This is a genomic window from Rhodococcus sp. KBS0724 (genome assembly GCF_005938745.2).
In the GTDB taxonomy this organism is placed as follows: Bacteria; Actinomycetota; Actinomycetes; order Mycobacteriales; family Mycobacteriaceae; genus Rhodococcus_F.
Genome location: NZ_VCBX02000001.1, coordinates 3,034,214 through 3,049,666, shown reverse-complemented (window position 1 = coordinate 3,049,666; position 15,453 = coordinate 3,034,214). Strand labels below are relative to the sequence as shown.

The 15,453-nt window shown below is 60.5% G+C and carries 15 protein-coding genes; 7 read left to right on the top strand and 8 right to left on the bottom strand.

The features are described 5' to 3' along the window. Window positions 1-26: 26 nt before the first annotated feature. From FFI94_RS14075 to FFI94_RS14065, 3 genes are all read right to left on the bottom strand, one after another. Window positions 27-782 carry an alpha/beta hydrolase gene (locus tag FFI94_RS14075; protein ID WP_138868405.1) on the bottom strand — a complete coding sequence of 252 codons (756 nt, stop codon included), beginning with the start codon at window positions 780-782 and terminating at the stop codon, window positions 27-29. Between the two features lie 332 nt (window positions 783-1,114). Beyond that, window positions 1,115-1,495 carry an SHOCT domain-containing protein gene (locus FFI94_RS14070; RefSeq protein ID WP_138868404.1) on the bottom strand — a complete coding sequence of 127 codons (381 nt, stop codon included), beginning with the start codon at window positions 1,493-1,495 and terminating at the stop codon, window positions 1,115-1,117. 32 nt (window positions 1,496-1,527) lie between these two features. Continuing rightward, window positions 1,528-1,806, bottom strand: coding sequence for a three-helix bundle dimerization domain-containing protein (locus tag FFI94_RS14065; RefSeq protein WP_260684119.1), 279 nt, complete (start codon window positions 1,804-1,806; stop codon window positions 1,528-1,530). 190 nt (window positions 1,807-1,996) lie between these two features. Here FFI94_RS14065 and ppk2 point away from each other — a divergent pair, with 190 nt between their 5' ends. The 4 genes from ppk2 to FFI94_RS14045 all read left to right on the top strand — a co-directional run bounded on the left by ppk2 (window position 1,997) and on the right by FFI94_RS14045 (window position 7,769). Next, window positions 1,997-2,863 carry a polyphosphate kinase 2 gene (gene ppk2, locus FFI94_RS14060; protein WP_260684117.1) on the top strand — a complete coding sequence of 289 codons (867 nt, stop codon included), beginning with the start codon at window positions 1,997-1,999 and terminating at the stop codon, window positions 2,861-2,863. A 59-nt stretch (window positions 2,864-2,922) separates the two neighbouring features. Beyond that, complete coding sequence (locus tag FFI94_RS14055; RefSeq protein WP_138868403.1) at window positions 2,923-5,709, top strand: cation-transporting P-type ATPase; 2,787 nt, start codon at window positions 2,923-2,925, stop codon at window positions 5,707-5,709. Window positions 5,710-5,792: 83 nt separating this feature from the next. Continuing rightward, window positions 5,793-7,508, top strand: coding sequence for a SulP family inorganic anion transporter (locus tag FFI94_RS14050; protein ID WP_138868402.1), 1,716 nt, complete (start codon window positions 5,793-5,795; stop codon window positions 7,506-7,508). 15 nt (window positions 7,509-7,523) lie between these two features. After that, on the top strand, window positions 7,524-7,769 hold the full coding sequence (locus FFI94_RS14045; protein WP_138868401.1) for a hypothetical protein: 246 nt from the start codon (window positions 7,524-7,526) through the stop codon (window positions 7,767-7,769). Between the two features lie 9 nt (window positions 7,770-7,778). On the opposite strand, the gene FFI94_RS14040 is transcribed toward FFI94_RS14045, so the two are convergent. After that, entirely contained in the window at window positions 7,779-8,123 is a 345-nt protein-coding gene (locus FFI94_RS14040; RefSeq protein ID WP_138868400.1) for a zinc ribbon domain-containing protein YjdM, read from the bottom strand. Between the two features lie 111 nt (window positions 8,124-8,234). On the opposite strand from FFI94_RS14040, the gene FFI94_RS14035 reads away from it, so the two are divergent. From FFI94_RS14035 to FFI94_RS14025, 3 genes are read left to right on the top strand one after another with little or no spacing between them, the layout of a single operon-like run. After that, window positions 8,235-8,867 carry a TetR/AcrR family transcriptional regulator gene (locus FFI94_RS14035; RefSeq protein WP_138868399.1) on the top strand — a complete coding sequence of 211 codons (633 nt, stop codon included), beginning with the start codon at window positions 8,235-8,237 and terminating at the stop codon, window positions 8,865-8,867. Between the two features lie 32 nt (window positions 8,868-8,899). Then, window positions 8,900-10,459 (top strand): MDR family MFS transporter, encoded by a 1,560-nt coding sequence (locus FFI94_RS14030; RefSeq protein WP_138868398.1) that lies wholly within the window; start codon window positions 8,900-8,902, stop codon window positions 10,457-10,459. 27 nt (window positions 10,460-10,486) lie between these two features. Further along, on the top strand, window positions 10,487-11,083 hold the full coding sequence (locus tag FFI94_RS14025; protein WP_138868397.1) for a CHAP domain-containing protein: 597 nt from the start codon (window positions 10,487-10,489) through the stop codon (window positions 11,081-11,083). 343 nt (window positions 11,084-11,426) lie between these two features. Here the strand turns inward: FFI94_RS14025 and FFI94_RS14020 are convergent, their stop codons facing one another. The 4 genes from FFI94_RS14020 to FFI94_RS14005 form a co-directional block, all read right to left on the bottom strand. Next, entirely contained in the window at window positions 11,427-12,488 is a 1,062-nt protein-coding gene (locus FFI94_RS14020) for an ABC transporter substrate-binding protein (RefSeq protein ID WP_138868396.1), read from the bottom strand. Beyond that, window positions 12,485-13,285: a hypothetical protein gene (locus tag FFI94_RS14015; RefSeq protein ID WP_138868395.1), complete on the bottom strand. Its 801-nt coding sequence runs from the start codon at window positions 13,283-13,285 to the stop codon at window positions 12,485-12,487. Before FFI94_RS14015 ends, FFI94_RS14020 begins: the two co-directional genes overlap by 4 nt. Window positions 13,286-13,475: 190 nt before the next feature. Next, a complete protein-coding gene (locus FFI94_RS14010; protein ID WP_185993200.1) occupies window positions 13,476-14,663 on the bottom strand; it encodes a DUF3500 domain-containing protein in 1,188 nt (395 codons plus the stop codon). 144 nt (window positions 14,664-14,807) lie between these two features. After that, window positions 14,808-15,311 (bottom strand): DinB family protein, encoded by a 504-nt coding sequence (locus FFI94_RS14005; RefSeq protein ID WP_138868393.1) that lies wholly within the window; start codon window positions 15,309-15,311, stop codon window positions 14,808-14,810. Between the last annotated feature and the right edge of the window lie 142 nt (window positions 15,312-15,453).

Below are 15,453 nucleotides of genomic sequence, written 5' to 3'. Positions count from 1 at the left end.
GGGCCGGACGCCGATACCGGTTCACGTCACTCCAATGCCGTGTCAGCGACCCGGCCGAGATGACGGACGAAGAACCGAGCCGAACTGTCACGCTCGTATTCGGGCACCGGATAGTGCCTGCCCGAGTACGCGTGCAACGTCTTCTCCTTCGATCCGAAGGCGTCGAACAAGGCGACCCCGGACGCGCGGTCGAATTCCTCGTCGTCCCAAGGGATCCGGTACTCCACCGGAACAGTGAGCTTTTGTGCCGCCTCGATCAGCGCGTCGTTCACAAAGACCCCGCCGAAGCTCACGGCCGCAATCCGGGTTTCGGCCGCCGCCAACAACAACCCGGTCACGACGCCCAACGACACACCGCCAAAACCGATCTGCGCGTCGACGCCAAGCTCTGGCAGCAGTGCGTCCAAGGTCGACTGCCATTCCGGTACAGCACGTTCCGCCACCGACATGTTGTAGTCGACGACAATCGGGGCGATTGGTTCCCTTGACGCCCTGGCCCTGTGTATTGCTTCCGCCCAGCGTTGATCCTGAAGGTTACGCGGCCGGTCACCGTGTCCGGGGGCGTCGATGGCGGCGACGGTGAACCCATAGGTGGTCACGCTGTGGAGTGCACTGGCCACCAACCCTGGCGCCTTCTTGTGCATGCCGCCGGAATGCCCCGACAGCAGCAGCGGCGAGCCGCTGGTTCCGGATGCGGGCGACCAGAGCACGCCGGTGATCTCATCCAGAATGAAATTACGTTCAATGACACCGTTTGACGATGCCTCAGAGGTGAAATGCATGGTGTTGCCTTTCGGGATTGCTTTGTAGTCGAAGCGCTCCCGGCGACACCTACGTCAATCGCCGAACCGTGAACACGAGTGGAGCACCCACATGGTTGTTGCGTTCATGGGTCTCACCTCCTCGCCTGATGTCACGGTCTGACGCACGCTATCAACCTGAGCCGAATCCCGTCCAACTCTTTTCCCGGCCACCGAGCCTGACCGGCGCCCGCCGGGGCGACTGATCCTTCACAGAGGCAATTCACCAGGATCCAATTCTTCGGCGGCGGCGTATCGATTACCTATCCGCGGTCAGGCCGAGCATGGATCGCGGTCAGACACCGGATCGTCCATCACTGCATTATGGTTTTCGCTTTGAGTGCCCGGAATTCCTCTTCGTTGATCGCCCCGGAATCGAGAAGCCCTTTTGCCGCCGAAATCTGCTGAGCCGAAGATTGTCCGCCGTCGTCACGGACGTAGACGCCCTGAGCGTTCATACGCCGGTGGGCAGCAGCCATCGACCGCTGAGTCATTCCGTCATTTCTCACGATCACGTAAATCATCGCGGACAAGAAGGGGATGACGAACAGGAAGATGATCCAGACTGCCTTCACCCAACCGGACATCTCGTGATCGCGAAACAGGTCGGTGATGATCGAGAACAACACGCTCAGATAAGCCACAAACGCAAGACACACAAACATGAACCAGAAGAACTCCCAGAAACCTTCCATTTTGCTTCAACTCCCCGCTAGTACGTTGGCGCTCAGGCCCCGATGCCGCGAGCGTGGCCGAGCCTTGGAAACACCCGAGATGCCTTGTTCCCCTGAATTTCACATTCGCCCGCGGAGAAGGAAAGGGCGATGTCGCGCAGTACGGCCTTCTCCACGAGTAGTGGTACGAAAGTGCGTATCCGCCCACTCCGCAGGCGCTGGTGATTTCTGCGCACACTACGTTCGATGTCCAGGGGTGAGACGGCCGGATAGCGGGTGATCAGCCGTGCAATCACCTGTTCGACCTGGAGCAACTCTTCGTCGCCGGTCATCGGCTAATCGTCTGCCCAGCGGTACGCGGCCGTCAAGACTCGAAACAGGTTCGAAAGCATCACGATTCGAAACTCGATCAAGTCAGGAATACATCGGTCGATCACGGGGCATACACAAGCAAAGGGTGTGTATGACCAAGGACTTCCTGCGCGGAAGAACTGTCCGGAATATGGATGCCGAGGAGCGAGCGTGGGAAAGAAGTCGAAGAACAAGAAACACAAGAACTCTGAGCTCGAAGCTCCCCCAGCCAGTGACGTGGAACCCTCCTCGACCTCGACGCACAAGCCGATGAAATACAAGACTTATCGACGGGATCTCAAGCCGATTCACGCAGAACTCGTCGCATTGCAGGAGTGGGTCAAATCTTCCGGTGCAAAGGTCTGCATCGTGTTCGAGGGCCGTGACACTGCAGGAAAAGGTGGGGTGATCAAAGCGATCACCGAACGGGTGAGCCCGCGTGTGTTCCGCGTTGTCGCCCTCCCAGCCCCGACTGAACGGGAAAAATCCCAGATGTACATCCAGCGGTATGTGCCACATCTACCAGCCGCCGGCGAGATCGTCATCTTCGACCGCAGTTGGTACAACCGCGCCGGGGTCGAACGGGTCATGGGCTACTGCACGAACGAACAAGCACACGAATTCCTCCAGCTCATCCCGACAGTCGAGCGCGCAATCGTGGAATCCGGGGTCATTCTGTTGAAGTACTGGCTCGAGGTGAGTGAGGAACAGCAAATGCTGCGCCTGCAGAGCCGAATCGACGACCCACGGAAAATCTGGAAGTTGTCGGGCCTCGACCTGAAGTCGTACAGCCATTGGTACGACTATTCGCGGGCCCGCGACGAGATGTTCCGCTACACCGACACAGGATGGGCGCCTTGGTATGTCGCGGTCAACGACGACAAGAAACGCGGCCGGCTCAACATCATCAGTCACATACTGAGTCAGATTCCGTATGAACCTTTGGAACATCCTGATATCAAACTGCCACACCGACAACAGCCCGACGGATACAAGGCACCCCAGCAACCACTGCACTGGATCCCTACCCCCTACTGAATAATCTGCCTACTGAGAATTTTGCCTACTGAGAATCTGCTCGGAAAGGACGTGCGGCAATGAGCCACCCGGAGGCCGCGCCGCAGGATCGAGCGCACACAGACTCAGCCCAGAGCGCGACCTGGCACGCCCAGAGCGTCGAAACCGTTGTCGCCACCCTGACGTCTGATCGGGAGTCGGGCCTGAGTGCTGACGACGTCGCAAACCGTCGCCGGCAGTACGGGCCCAACGAAATTGCCTCGACGCCGCCGCCCTCGATGTGGTCGATTGCGCTGGCGCAGTTGAGGGATCCGATGAATCTGATGCTGGTCGCGGTTGCCGTAGTCAGCATTGTCATCGGTGAAATCCCCACTGCCATAGTGGTTGCGGTACTCGTAGTGCTCAATATCGTCCTCGGCACCCGCCAGGAGATGAAAGCCCGCGCCAGTGTGGACGCATTGGCGAAGATGCAAACGCCACAAGCTCGGGTTGTCCGCGACGGGACTTTGATCCAGCTCGACGCCACCGAGCTGGTGCCTGGCGATATCGTCGAACTCGAAGCGGGCGATATCGTCGCCGCCGACGGACGCCTCCTCACGTCCACCACGTTGGAAACTCAGGAAGCGGCACTGACGGGCGAAAGTGCACCCATCCCGAAGGACCCGAAAACACTGGGCACCACAGACATTCCCCTCGGCGACCGAAGCAATATGGTGTTCCAGAACACTTCGGTCACCCGCGGCACCGCCACCATGGTGGTCACCGAAACCGGCATGCACACCCAGATTGGGCAGATCGCGTCGATGCTGTCGGCGGTCGCACCTGGCAAGTCGCCACTACAACGCGAACTCGACTCGCTCACCAAACTGCTCGGCATCATTGCGTGGGGTGCGGTGACAATCATTGTGGTCATCGGCGTAATCCGTGGTCAGGACCTGACAACGCTTCTTCTGCTCGGTATTGCGATGGGAGTCTCCGCAATCCCGACGGGCCTTCCGACTTTCGTCCAGGCCATGCTGGCATATGGTGCTCGCCAACTGGCTGACGCGAAGGCCGTCGTAAAGAACCTCACCGACGTCGAAACACTCGGTGCCACGAGCGCCATCAACTCCGATAAGACCGGCACGCTGACGATGAACCAGATGACGGTGCGGTCGCTGTACGTCCATTGCCGGTGGTACCTCGTCGAGGGCGAGGGTTACGCCAAGATCGGAAGAATCACGCAGGTAGCGGGCGAGGCGCCGCCGGATTTCACGCTGCTCGCCTACGGTCTCTGCCTTGACAGCGACGCCACCGTCTCCGATGCCGGAGAGGTTGTCGGCGACCCGACCGAGGCCGCGCTTGTTGTACTCGCGGCAAAGATCGGCGTCGACGCTCCACTCACCAGAAGGACGTACCCCCGGGTCGCAACAGTTCCTTTCGACTCGGCATACAAGTTCATGGCGACGTTCCACCATCTCGAAGTGGACGGCGGTAACCAATTCGTGGAACTGGTCAAGGGCGGCCCCGACGTGGTCCTGGCTCGGTGCTCGACAGCGTTCCTACCTGGCCGTCGACCCGTTCCGATCGACGAGGTCCGTGAAGAATTGACAGCCGCGAACCGGACTATGTCCGAGAAGGGTCTTCGCGTGCTGGCCTTCGCCGTTCGGCGACTCGATGGGCAGGAAACAGCCGTGGGGACGGACCCCATGTCGTTTGTCGAGGACCTCACGTTTGTCGGCATGGCCGGCATTATCGACCCGCTTCGCCCGGAGGCGATCGAATCGGTCCGCACTGCACACACGGCCGGCATCCATGTCCGCATGATCACCGGCGATCACGCAATTACGGCATCTGCGATCGGCGCCGAACTCGGACTTGGACCGGGCGCCATCGGCGGCCCGGAACTCCAGGCACTGACTGACGAAGACCTGGCGGCCGCGATGCCGAATCTGCATGTCTTCGGCCGCGTCACCCCCGCCGACAAATTACGCCTGGTCGACATCATGCAGAAGGATGGCGCGGTTGTCGCTATGACCGGCGACGCTGTCAACGATGCTGCCGCACTGAAGAAAGCCGACATCGGCGTCGCCATGGGATCAGGCAGTGAAGTGACCAAACAGGCGGGCAAGATGGTGCTCACCGATGACAACTTCGGGACCCTGATCACCGCAATCAGTTTGGGCCGCAACATCTACGGCAAGATCGTGTCCTACATCCGCTACCAGATGTCGAAACTGTTCTCGCTGGTTCTGCTCTTCCTCGCCGCGAGCATCTTCGATATCAACGAAGGTGTAGCGCTCACCCCGCTGATGGTGCTGTTCCAGCACTTCTTCATCACCCTGTTCCCCGTTGCGGTCATCATGCTCGACCCGCCGCCGCCGGACCTGATGAAGAAGCCGCCCCGCGACCCCAAGACACCGATAGCCAACCGACGGGCGGTCATCCAGTGGTTGGCGTACGGCATCCTGCAGTTTGCCGTCACCCTTGCCGCGATGCTTCTCGCCCCGGGCGAGATGAGTACAGACGAGGCAAATGTTCCCATGACCATGGCGTTTGTGGTGCTGTCGTTGGGCTCGATCCTCGCCGGACTGACCATGCGTCGCGATCCGGAATCCGGCCTCGTCGCACCGGTGCTCGGCGCACTCAAGATCTTGGCCATCCCGACCGTGGTCACCGTGTTCGCGGTGGAGGCAGGAGTACTCCAGGATCTCCTCATGACAACCTCGTTGTCGGGCAGCCAGTGGCTGGCCTGCATCGGATGGTCGCTGATCATTCCGATCGTGGTCGAGTTGGACAAGGCAATCCGACGCCGACGCCTCCCGAAGTCGGATATCCGCATCCCGGCGACCGCTGCGGTCGCCCCTCAGCGTGCTCACGCGCAATGATGCACACTCGTCCTACCGATACTCGGCGACCGATTTGACGGATTTCTGAGCTTTGCGGCTGCGACGGGAAGGATAATCGACAAATGTCGTGGACAGAGGGTCTAGGTCGGCTACCCGGGATCGCAACAGCCCGGGAGTACCACCGCGAATGGCTGCGAACCGACATCACAGCCGGACTTGTCCTCACGGCCCTGCTGATCCCCGCCGGCATGGGATACGCAGAAGCCGCCGGACTCCCCGCGTATGCCGGTCTCTACGCGACCATCGTGCCGCTCCTCGCGTACGCACTGGTGGGGCCGTCGAAAATCCTTGTCCTGGGACCGGATTCGTCGCTCGCACCTCTTATCGCCGCGGCGATCCTGCCACTGGCAATCGTCGGCGACGAAGACAACGCACTTGCCCTTGCCGGCGTCCTGGCCATCCTTGTCGGGCTCATCCTCCTGATCGGCGGGTTCCTGCGCCTCGGCTTTGTCACCGAATTACTATCGAAGCCCATCCGACTCGGTTACCTCAATGCCATTGCACTTGTCGTTGTTGTCGGTCAGATTCCCAAATTGCTGGGGTTCTCCGTCGACGCATCAGGCTTGCTCGGTGAGATAGGTGAGATCGGAAAGTCAGTGGTAGGCGGGGATATCGATCCCGTCGCTGCCGCCGTCGGGATCGGCTCGCTTGCTGTCATCGTCGCGTTCCGACTCTGGGTCCCGGTTGTACCCGGAGTCCTGGTGGCCGTCGTCGGCGCAATCATTTTGTCCGCCGCGGCGGGTCTGACGGATGACATCGGGATGGTCGGCGCGCTCCCGGAAGGTCTCCCCCTGCCCTCTGTTGGAGGTGTCAGCTGGCAGGACGTCGGGCACCTGATCGGGCCTGCGGCCGGTATCGCACTTATCGCTTTTGCCGACACCGGCGTTCTCTCCCGCACCTTTGCCGCCCGGCACGGAGAAGACGTCAACGGCAGCACCGAGATGAAGGCGATCGGCGTCGCCAATGTCGCAGGCGGACTCTTCGGCGGATTTCCGATCTCGGCGAGCGGCTCACGGACACCGGTAGCCGAACAGAGCGGCGCCCGTACACAATTGGCGGGAGTGGTCGGCGCGCTCGCAGTGTTGGCGTTTGTCTTGATTGCACCTGGACTCACCGCGTATCTGCCCGATGCAACACTCGCGGCCGTGGTCATCGTGGCGGCCTGTGCACTGATCGATGTGGGTGGCATGGTCCGGATGTGGCGCATGAGCACGGTCGAGTTTGCACTCGCCGTCGCAGCGTTTCTCGGCGTTGCACTGGTAGGCGTTCTACAAGGAATTCTCGTCGCGATCGGCCTGTCGTTTGCCGCGGTCATTGCACAGGTGTGGCAACCCCACCGCACCGAACTCGTCGAAACCGCACACCTACCGGGATTCCACGACGTGGAACGGCATCCGAATGGACATCGCATTCCCGGCCTGGTCTTGGTGCGTTTCGACGCGCCCCTGTTCTTCGCGAACGGTGAGATCTTCGACGAGTACGTGCGCTCGGTAGTCGCCGCAGCGCCGACACCCGTCGAATGGGTAGTCATCGCGGCAGAGCCGATTACCGGCCTCGACACCACAGCCGTCGACGAGTTGGTCGACCTCGACATCTACCTCGAAGGCAAGGGAATCCGACTCGCGTTCGCTGAGATGAAGGGGCCGATCAAGGACCGACTCATCCGCTTCGGCGTCGGCGACCGGTTCGACTCGACGCACTTCTTCCCCACCCTCGAAGCTGCCGTCGACGAGTTCCGCAGCCGAAGCGGGAACACTGACACGTCGACTGACCGGTAAGCAGGAGCACGAGAAATGGATTCCTTCTGGACACTCTTCTGGCTCAGCGTCATCTCTCTCGCGCTGCTGTCGTATCTGGTTCTGCTATTCGAGATCAGCGCCGACCTCTTCCGCGATCGTCAGATATCGGGGTGGATGCGCGCTGTCTGGGTGTGCTTTCTGCTCCTGGTCCCGTTCGTCTCGGGACTCGTCTACGTGATCGTGAAAAGTGACGGCATGGCCGAGCGATCCAGAATTGCCGACGGAGCACCCCGGAACTAACGGGGTGCGTCAGACCTTCTTGACGACGCTCGACTTCAGCTGCATCGGGCCGATACCGTCGACCTTGCAGTCGATGTCGTGATCGCCGATTCCCTGAACCAGGCGGATGTTTCGCACTTTCGTGCCGGACTTGATTCCGGTAGGGCTGCCCTTGACCTTGAGCGTCTTGATAACCGTCACGGTGTCGCCGTCTGTGAGTACGTTTCCGACGGCGTCCTTGATGACGCCATCCTCTTCGGCGGTCGAGTCGTCCGGTGCCCACTCGTGTGCACATTCAGGGCACACCATGAGCGCACCCATCTCGTAGGTGAACTCACTGGAACATTCAGGGCACGGCGGCAAGGTGTCTTCCACTCGATCACCCTATCTGCCGCCCCGTCTGCCCGATTTTTGCACTTCATAACCCGTGATTGGCAAATATTTTGCACTTAATGAAAGTTTGCATTCTGTGCAATTATCGAAGGTATGGGTACCGAAACACTGGGTCTTCGAGAACGTAAGCGAATTGCGACACGCGAACTGATCGAACGCACCGCCGTCGAACTCGTGCTGGAACTGGGCTACGACGAAGTGACTGTGGAACGAATCTGCGAAGCCTGCGATCTATCCACGCGCACGTTCTTCAACTACTTCCCCACCAAGGACGCAGCGATCGGCGGAATCGCGATAGTTGTCCCGCCCACGGCCGTGATCGCGGAACTACTCGACGCCCACCCGAGCGACCCTCTCCGCGGAGCCCTAGCCGTTTTTGCCGAAGCCATGAAGATCATGGACGAACGACCCGATCTTCTCGCCCATCGACGCCAGTTGTTCGAGCGACACCCGACTTTGCTCCAACAGCATCTGGCTACGTTCCACGAACTCGAGGACACGCTCACCCGGATGCTCACGGAGGAACTGATCGAACGACCAACCCGTGGCCGCCTACCCACCGATATGGCGGCAGCCGACGAGGCCACCGCCACCGTGATCATTGCCGGAGCCGCAATGCGCTACGTATTCCGAGCCTGGCAGAACAGCGAAAAAGATCGTCCACGAGCCGAACTCGTGGATCCCGCATTGACGTTGATGGCCCACATCCTGCGGCCCACCCACTAGTTCGCCTTCCGCTCTCGCCTCCAAGGAGCCCCATGTCGACTCGAGAAGTCACGCCCACAAGCGCAGACGAACCCGACACCACGACGGACAAGCGATCCATCATTCTGGTGTTCGTCGGCCTGATGATCACGATGCTTCTGGCATCCCTCGACCAGATGATCTTCAGCACTGCGTTGCCCACCATCGTCGGAGAGTTGAACGGCGTCAATCACATGGTGTGGGTGACAACCGCGTACATCCTGGCGTCGACGATCATGATGCCGGTCTACGGAAAAATGGGAGATCTGATCGGCCGTAAAGGCCTGTTCATCGGTGCGATCAGCATCTTCATCGTCGGTTCTGTGATCGGTGGTCTGTCCCACGACATGACCACGCTCATCGCCGGTCGCGCAGTTCAGGGACTCGGCGGTGGTGGTCTGATTCTGCTGTCGCAGGCGATCATCGCCGACGTGGTGCCGGCCAGACAGCGAGGTCGCTACATGGGCGCGATGGGCGGCGTCTTCGCCCTCGCATCGGTGGCAGGTCCACTTCTGGGTGGTTGGTTCACCGAAGGCATCGGCTGGCGGTGGGCGTTCTGGATCAACGTGCCGCTTGGCCTGCTCGCGATAGCCAGCGCGTCGGCGTTCCTGCATCTACCCAAGCCCAAGCTCGGCAAACCGGCGATCGACTACCTCGGCATGGTCTTGGTTGCTACATCTGCAACCTGCTTGATTCTGTTCACGACGTGGGGCGGCAACACCTACGACTGGGATTCCGCCGTCATCATCGGGCTGATCATCGGCAGCATCGTCAGCGCAATTGCCTTTGTCATGGTCGAGCGACGAGCAACCGAACCCGTCATTCCCATGCATCTGTTCGCGGAGCGCAATTTCGTCCTGACCACTACCGCCGGACTGATCATCGGCATAGCGATGTTCGGGGCTCTCGCCTACCTCCCCACCTACATTCAAATGGTGACCGGCAAGAACGCCACCGAAGCCGGACTCATGATGATTCCGATGATGGCAGGACTCCTGGTGTCGTCGATCGGTTCCGGGCAGATCGTCAGCAAGACCGGGCGCTACAAGGCCTTTCCGATCGTCGGCACGACAATCGTCGCGCTCTCGCTGGTCTTACTGTCCAGGCTGACTCCGTCGACATCACTTGTCGTGTTCGGAATCTATATCGCCATCATGGGTATCGGCCTTGGCCTGGTGATGCAGATCCTGATCTTGATCGTTCAAAACACCTTCCCCGCAGCCGAAGTCGGTACCGCAACCGCGTCGAACAACTTCTTCCGCCAGATCGGTGCATCGTTGGGTAGCGCGATAGTCGGAAGCCTCTTCGCGTCGCGGTTGTCCAACCTGCTCGCGGAGCGCTTGCCTGCCGGCGGTGGGGGCGTCGGAGGGGAAGAAAACTCGTTGACTCCGGGAATCCTCTGGAAATTACCCGATCAAATCCGCGAAATCATTGTGGGCGCCTACAACGACGCACTGGCGCCGATCTTCATGTACCTCGTTCCCCTGGTAGTCGCCGCCGTCATCCTTCTGCTCTTCGTGAAGGAAAAGCCGTTGGCCACCACCATCGATCGATCGGTAGCACCGATCGAATAGTTACCGATTGTTCGCTAATGTGGCGTGATGCCCGCCGCGAAGAATCCGACCAGACACAAGTTTGTGGTTCTGGTCGGATTCTGCGCTGCGCTTGTACTGGTCATCGCCGGCGGATCGTGGTGGATCACCCGTAGCAACGATGCGCTTGCCGGCGAAACACTCGACGCCTTCCCCACTCTCGACCCCAGCACACTCAGCCAGTCACAGAACGAGCTGGTGATCACCCTCGAGAACGAATGGGAGTCCGGTGCGCCCGGCACCACGTATGCCGAAGGCGTCGAAGAATCCTGGTGTGCCGATTTTGTCAGCTGGAACATGAACCAGATTGGTGCGCCGTATTCCAACCCCAATTCCGGTTCGTGGCGAATCCCCGGCGTCTACACGTTGCAGGAGTACTACCAATCCGTCGGAACCTTTGTGCCACTCGGTCAGGACTATCGACTGAAGACCGGTGACACGATCCTCTACGACGATTCCAGTCCCTTCGGGCAACACGTCAACATCGTGCTCCGCAATGATGCCGGCGTTGTCACCACTGTTGGCGGCAACGAGAACAACTCCGTGATGCTTCACCGGTTCAACCCTGACGATGTTGCCGGCATCGTGGGGTTCGGCGCGTTCTGACGACGCAGTGCAACGATTCCCTCGCGTCGTAGATGGTGTGACGTTTTGCAATGGTTGGTGACGTGATCGGATTCTGGTGTGCGTTGGTTCGATGAGACTTACTCACTATATTCGGAAAATCCCATGTTTCCGTCGTTGTCCGAGTATTTACCCAGGTGAATGAAAGTCTGCTGTCAATCAGATTCGCCGACCGCTGGACGTGGCCGTCGTCCGCCGATCCCCCAACGGAGTCAATCCGCGGACGCGGACGCGTGCGCCACCTCCCCACCAGCGAGAAACCGCTCCGCGCCCAACAAAATCAGGAGGGTTGGCAGATGCTCTGCCAACCCTCCCCACGAGAGTTTTACGAGGCGCGCGAGACCGCAGTACTCAGCGCGTCGGTGATACGGTCCGCACCCCACGGGAGTGAGATCGGGGACGGGAAACCCAGTGCATTCGGCACTCCGGAGTTGCGGGCGATCGACACGACCGATCCGCGCTGGACCGCCGACAGGTTGCGCCACTGCTCGTTGTCGCGCATGTAGTCGATGTCCCCCGCCGGTGAGATCACAACCGCGACGTCTGTATCGAGTTGGGCGACGTACTCGTAGCTGATCACTCCTCGCCCGTCTGCATCGGTCGGCACAGTCTGCGCCCAGTCGGTCAATTGGAAGCCCAAGTCCTTCATCAGCATTCCGATTCCTCGGTCCTCACCGGCGAGGATGTACAGCTGACCGTTCAGGTCTCCGATTACCGCGTTGAAATTCACGCCCTCGAATTCGGGGTGAGCAGCGCGGACAGCGGCCAGATCGGCCTCAGCCGAGTCGACAGCGGTCTGCGCTGCGTCCTCTCGACCGAGCGCCTTGCCGATCTTGAGAGTCGAATCCTGCCATGGCTCCACGTTCGCCTGTTCGTCGAAATGCACGACCGGGGCGATACTCGAAAGTTGCTCGTAGGCACGCTCATTGAGACTCCACTGCCCAGTGGCGACGATGACGTCAGGATCGAGGGCCACGATCTGTTCGATGTACGACTGTGGGTCGCCTTCGAACAGCAGTGACGGAATCTCCTTGTCACCGGTGGACAGCAGTGCGTCGACGCCGCCGCCGGGGTTAGGCGGCAGCACCTGGTACCCCATGTCCGTCAGGGCGTCGACCTGCCAGGGCCACGCCCCCACTCCGTTCGTGGAGACGAGAATGTTCGCATCCGTAGGCAGGGCAATGGGTGCGACACCCATCGAGATCACCATGTCCGCGTCCTGGGGCGACAAGGGAAGCACCCGCTCGGCGCCGACGGGTACCTGGGCTTCGCCGAACTTGCCACTGACAGTGACTGTTTCCCCATCGGCGGTGTTGAGTGAGTTCCCGCCACACGAGGTCAGGAGCAGGGCAAGGGCAACAAATGCCGCAGACAGTGCGCGGTTCACAGCGGGTGCCCATTCGGTCCGCCAGGATTACCGGGGACGGTGCACGTGGCCATAGCGCGGTGCGCGAGGAAGCAGAGACTGTCGTTGCTCAATTTCCACTGCCCGTCCATCCAATACCATTTGAGAGTCGCTTCCGACGCCGCAGTGCCGGGCAACGAGGTCACGAGTTGGGCGCGCGCCACCTCGTCGGTCACCGTGACCGGGTCGGTGAGATCCCAGCGATAGATACCGGCTGCGATGTTCAGCGCGTTTCCTACTGCGCGAACGGTGGGGACGCCGGCGGCGCCACCTTCGATCGCCGCAGCAACATCCGCGTCACTTGTGGCCGAGTTAAGTCCGCGCTGCAGTTGACCGTTAAGTTCGGCGATGCCCGGCGTCGACGGCCCCTCGGGTGCAGATGCAACCGCAGGGGCGGCGCTCGCAGCCGGCGCGCTGGTCGCAGCAGGCGCCGCTGGGGCTGCAGCCGGTGCCGGAGCCGCGGCTGCCGAGGTGGGCGCCGCAGCCGGAACCTGGGGATCGAGCACGGTGACGCCACCACTGGCCGCGTCGGCAGTAGAGCCCGCGGTACCAGCCCCGGCAGGGGAAGCCATAGTCACGACGACCTGACGTTCCTGGTCACCGAGGTGCATGCCGAACAGGACGAGTCCAGGAATCGCTACCCCTACAACCATTGCCGCACACGCGGACACCGCCACAGTCGGCCAATGAACACCGCGGCGTGGCACGGCGGCTTGCGGATAGCGACCGACGTCCTCGTCTCTCGACTCATCGAGGTCGTAGTCCGTCTGAATGCTCATTGCGTTGTCTCCGTTAGGCGCTCGGGTCTTCCTGGCGGCCAATTTCATTTAGGCCACAGTGTGGTGAGTGGGTTGCACCAACACATCAGGATTTAGGTTAGCGTAGGCTAACATTCGCATAACGGTCGACAGTACACAGGTCCGGATACAGGGTGTCGAGCGGTCCCCCGCGCACGCTCAATTCGGTGGTTCAGCCGCCGTTCGGCGCTGCACCGCCACCCGGCGCACCCGCGCCACCCATGCCCGAAGCTGCCTGCTGCGTGACACTGTTGGCATAGTCGTTGGTGGGGTCTCGGTAGATGGTGTGGATATGGCCCCAACCCGAGGTTGTGTATCCCGCGACGTCGGCGCCGGCCGATCCCTGCTGGTTGGCGAACTCGATGTACACGTTCGGGCCGGAGATCTGGAAGTAGATCCCCTCCCCCTGCGTCATGTCGTATTCGGTTGCCCCGGACCAGTTCACGTCAGTCTCGTCCAAAGTGGCCTCGATGGCAGCGAGTTGCTCTGACGTCGTCTCCTCGTCGGCCAGGCCCACCCAGTTCGCAATTACGTCGAGCAGCAGTTGTTTCTGTTCCTCCGTCAAGTCCGAGCCGGCAATACCCGCTCCCGTGGGGTAGTCGCATGTGCTTCCTGGAGCGCACACGAGGTTGGATACGCTCTCGCTCTGGTACAGCTGAGCTTGCTGGTCTTCGGTCAAGCTGTCGTAGAACGCGAATGCGGACTCGTATGTGGTTGCGAACGGTTGCACCTCATTGCCGTCTGAGTCCGTATAGACAGCGGGTTGAAGTCCAAGGTGAGTCGGGGCGAATGTGATGGAGTCAGCCGAACCATCCAAAGTGGCGTTGATACCGAGATGGTGGCCACCGAATTGAAGCTGCCACTCGCCGGAGTCCGACGGGTCACCGAAAAACGCAATGTAGTACTGACCGAGTGATTCCTCGGCCGCACTGCTGTTCTCATGCAGGAACTCGTCGCCGCCCATGATGCCGGTGACGGTCTCGTATCCTTCGTCGCTGAGGAGTGCTTCGAGCACCTTCAATGCCGCCGCTTGCTGTTCGTCGGTCAACTCGGAGATGTTGAGTCCGGCACGGTCGACAAATGTCACCGGAAAATTCGACCACGAAGTGGTCTTGGTCTCGTCGTCGAACTCGTATGTCACCTGCTCGCGCTGCTCATCCGACAGGGTCTGCAGAAATGCCCCGGCCGCTTCTGCGGTGCTGGTGATGGTCTCGGCTGTGGTCGTCGAATCGTCCGTAGTAGTAATCGAATCGACGCTCTCAGCGACCGACACAGGAGATGCCGCACTGCTGTCGGTCGTCTCGGCTGCGCACCCGCCCAGCAGCAGACCGCCGGCCAACATCGCTGACACAAAAGCCATGCGGCGGCGACCACGTTTGTTCGAAGGACCAACCGGAGAACTGTGAATCGTCATGACACAAAAGGTATTCGGTAATCCTGCAGACCCACCGCGAGGAACCTGGACGTTTGCTGTGAGAACCCTGCGACCGTACAGCCCTTTTTGTCACGAAATCGTCTGCCTCGGTCCAGGTTTGTCAATCTGTTCACGAAGGATGTCGCCATGACCTGCGTGCCTGGCGAACTCCTGGAGCATGAGAAGTAGCGTCCACCGCATGCTGACGGTTCCCTCGTGGGGAGTGTCTATGGTGTCGTCGAGGTGAAACCGCGACGCGATCGCACGTGATCGTTGGCTTGCGCGCTCGAATTCCGCGATAACCTCTGCCAGCGACTCATCATCGGCGACGGCAAAGGTGCCCTCGTCCCGGCGTGAGTATCCATCGCATTCGGATTCGTCGAGTCCCGCCCAAAATCGTTGGAACCAGATCCGTTCAGCGGCAGCGGCATGCTTAATCAACGAGATCGGTGTCGTCAGCGACGCGACAAGCCGTCGACGGGCGTCGTCATCGGACAACCCACGGACTGTCTCGATCAGTGCCTCACGGTTCCGGTCGAGCATGTTCTCAATAATTGACCGTTCAGTTCCGTTGGTAATTATGTTGGTATACATTGACTTTCACTCAATTCTGCCGTGGGGTCAAGGATGAATATCGATCCGTCGGATTGGGTTAACACGAAGATGGCCCATTAGAGGAGAGGAGCCAGATACCCGGCGCCTGGAACGGACTGAGGGCAGAGATACTGCGCTCGAT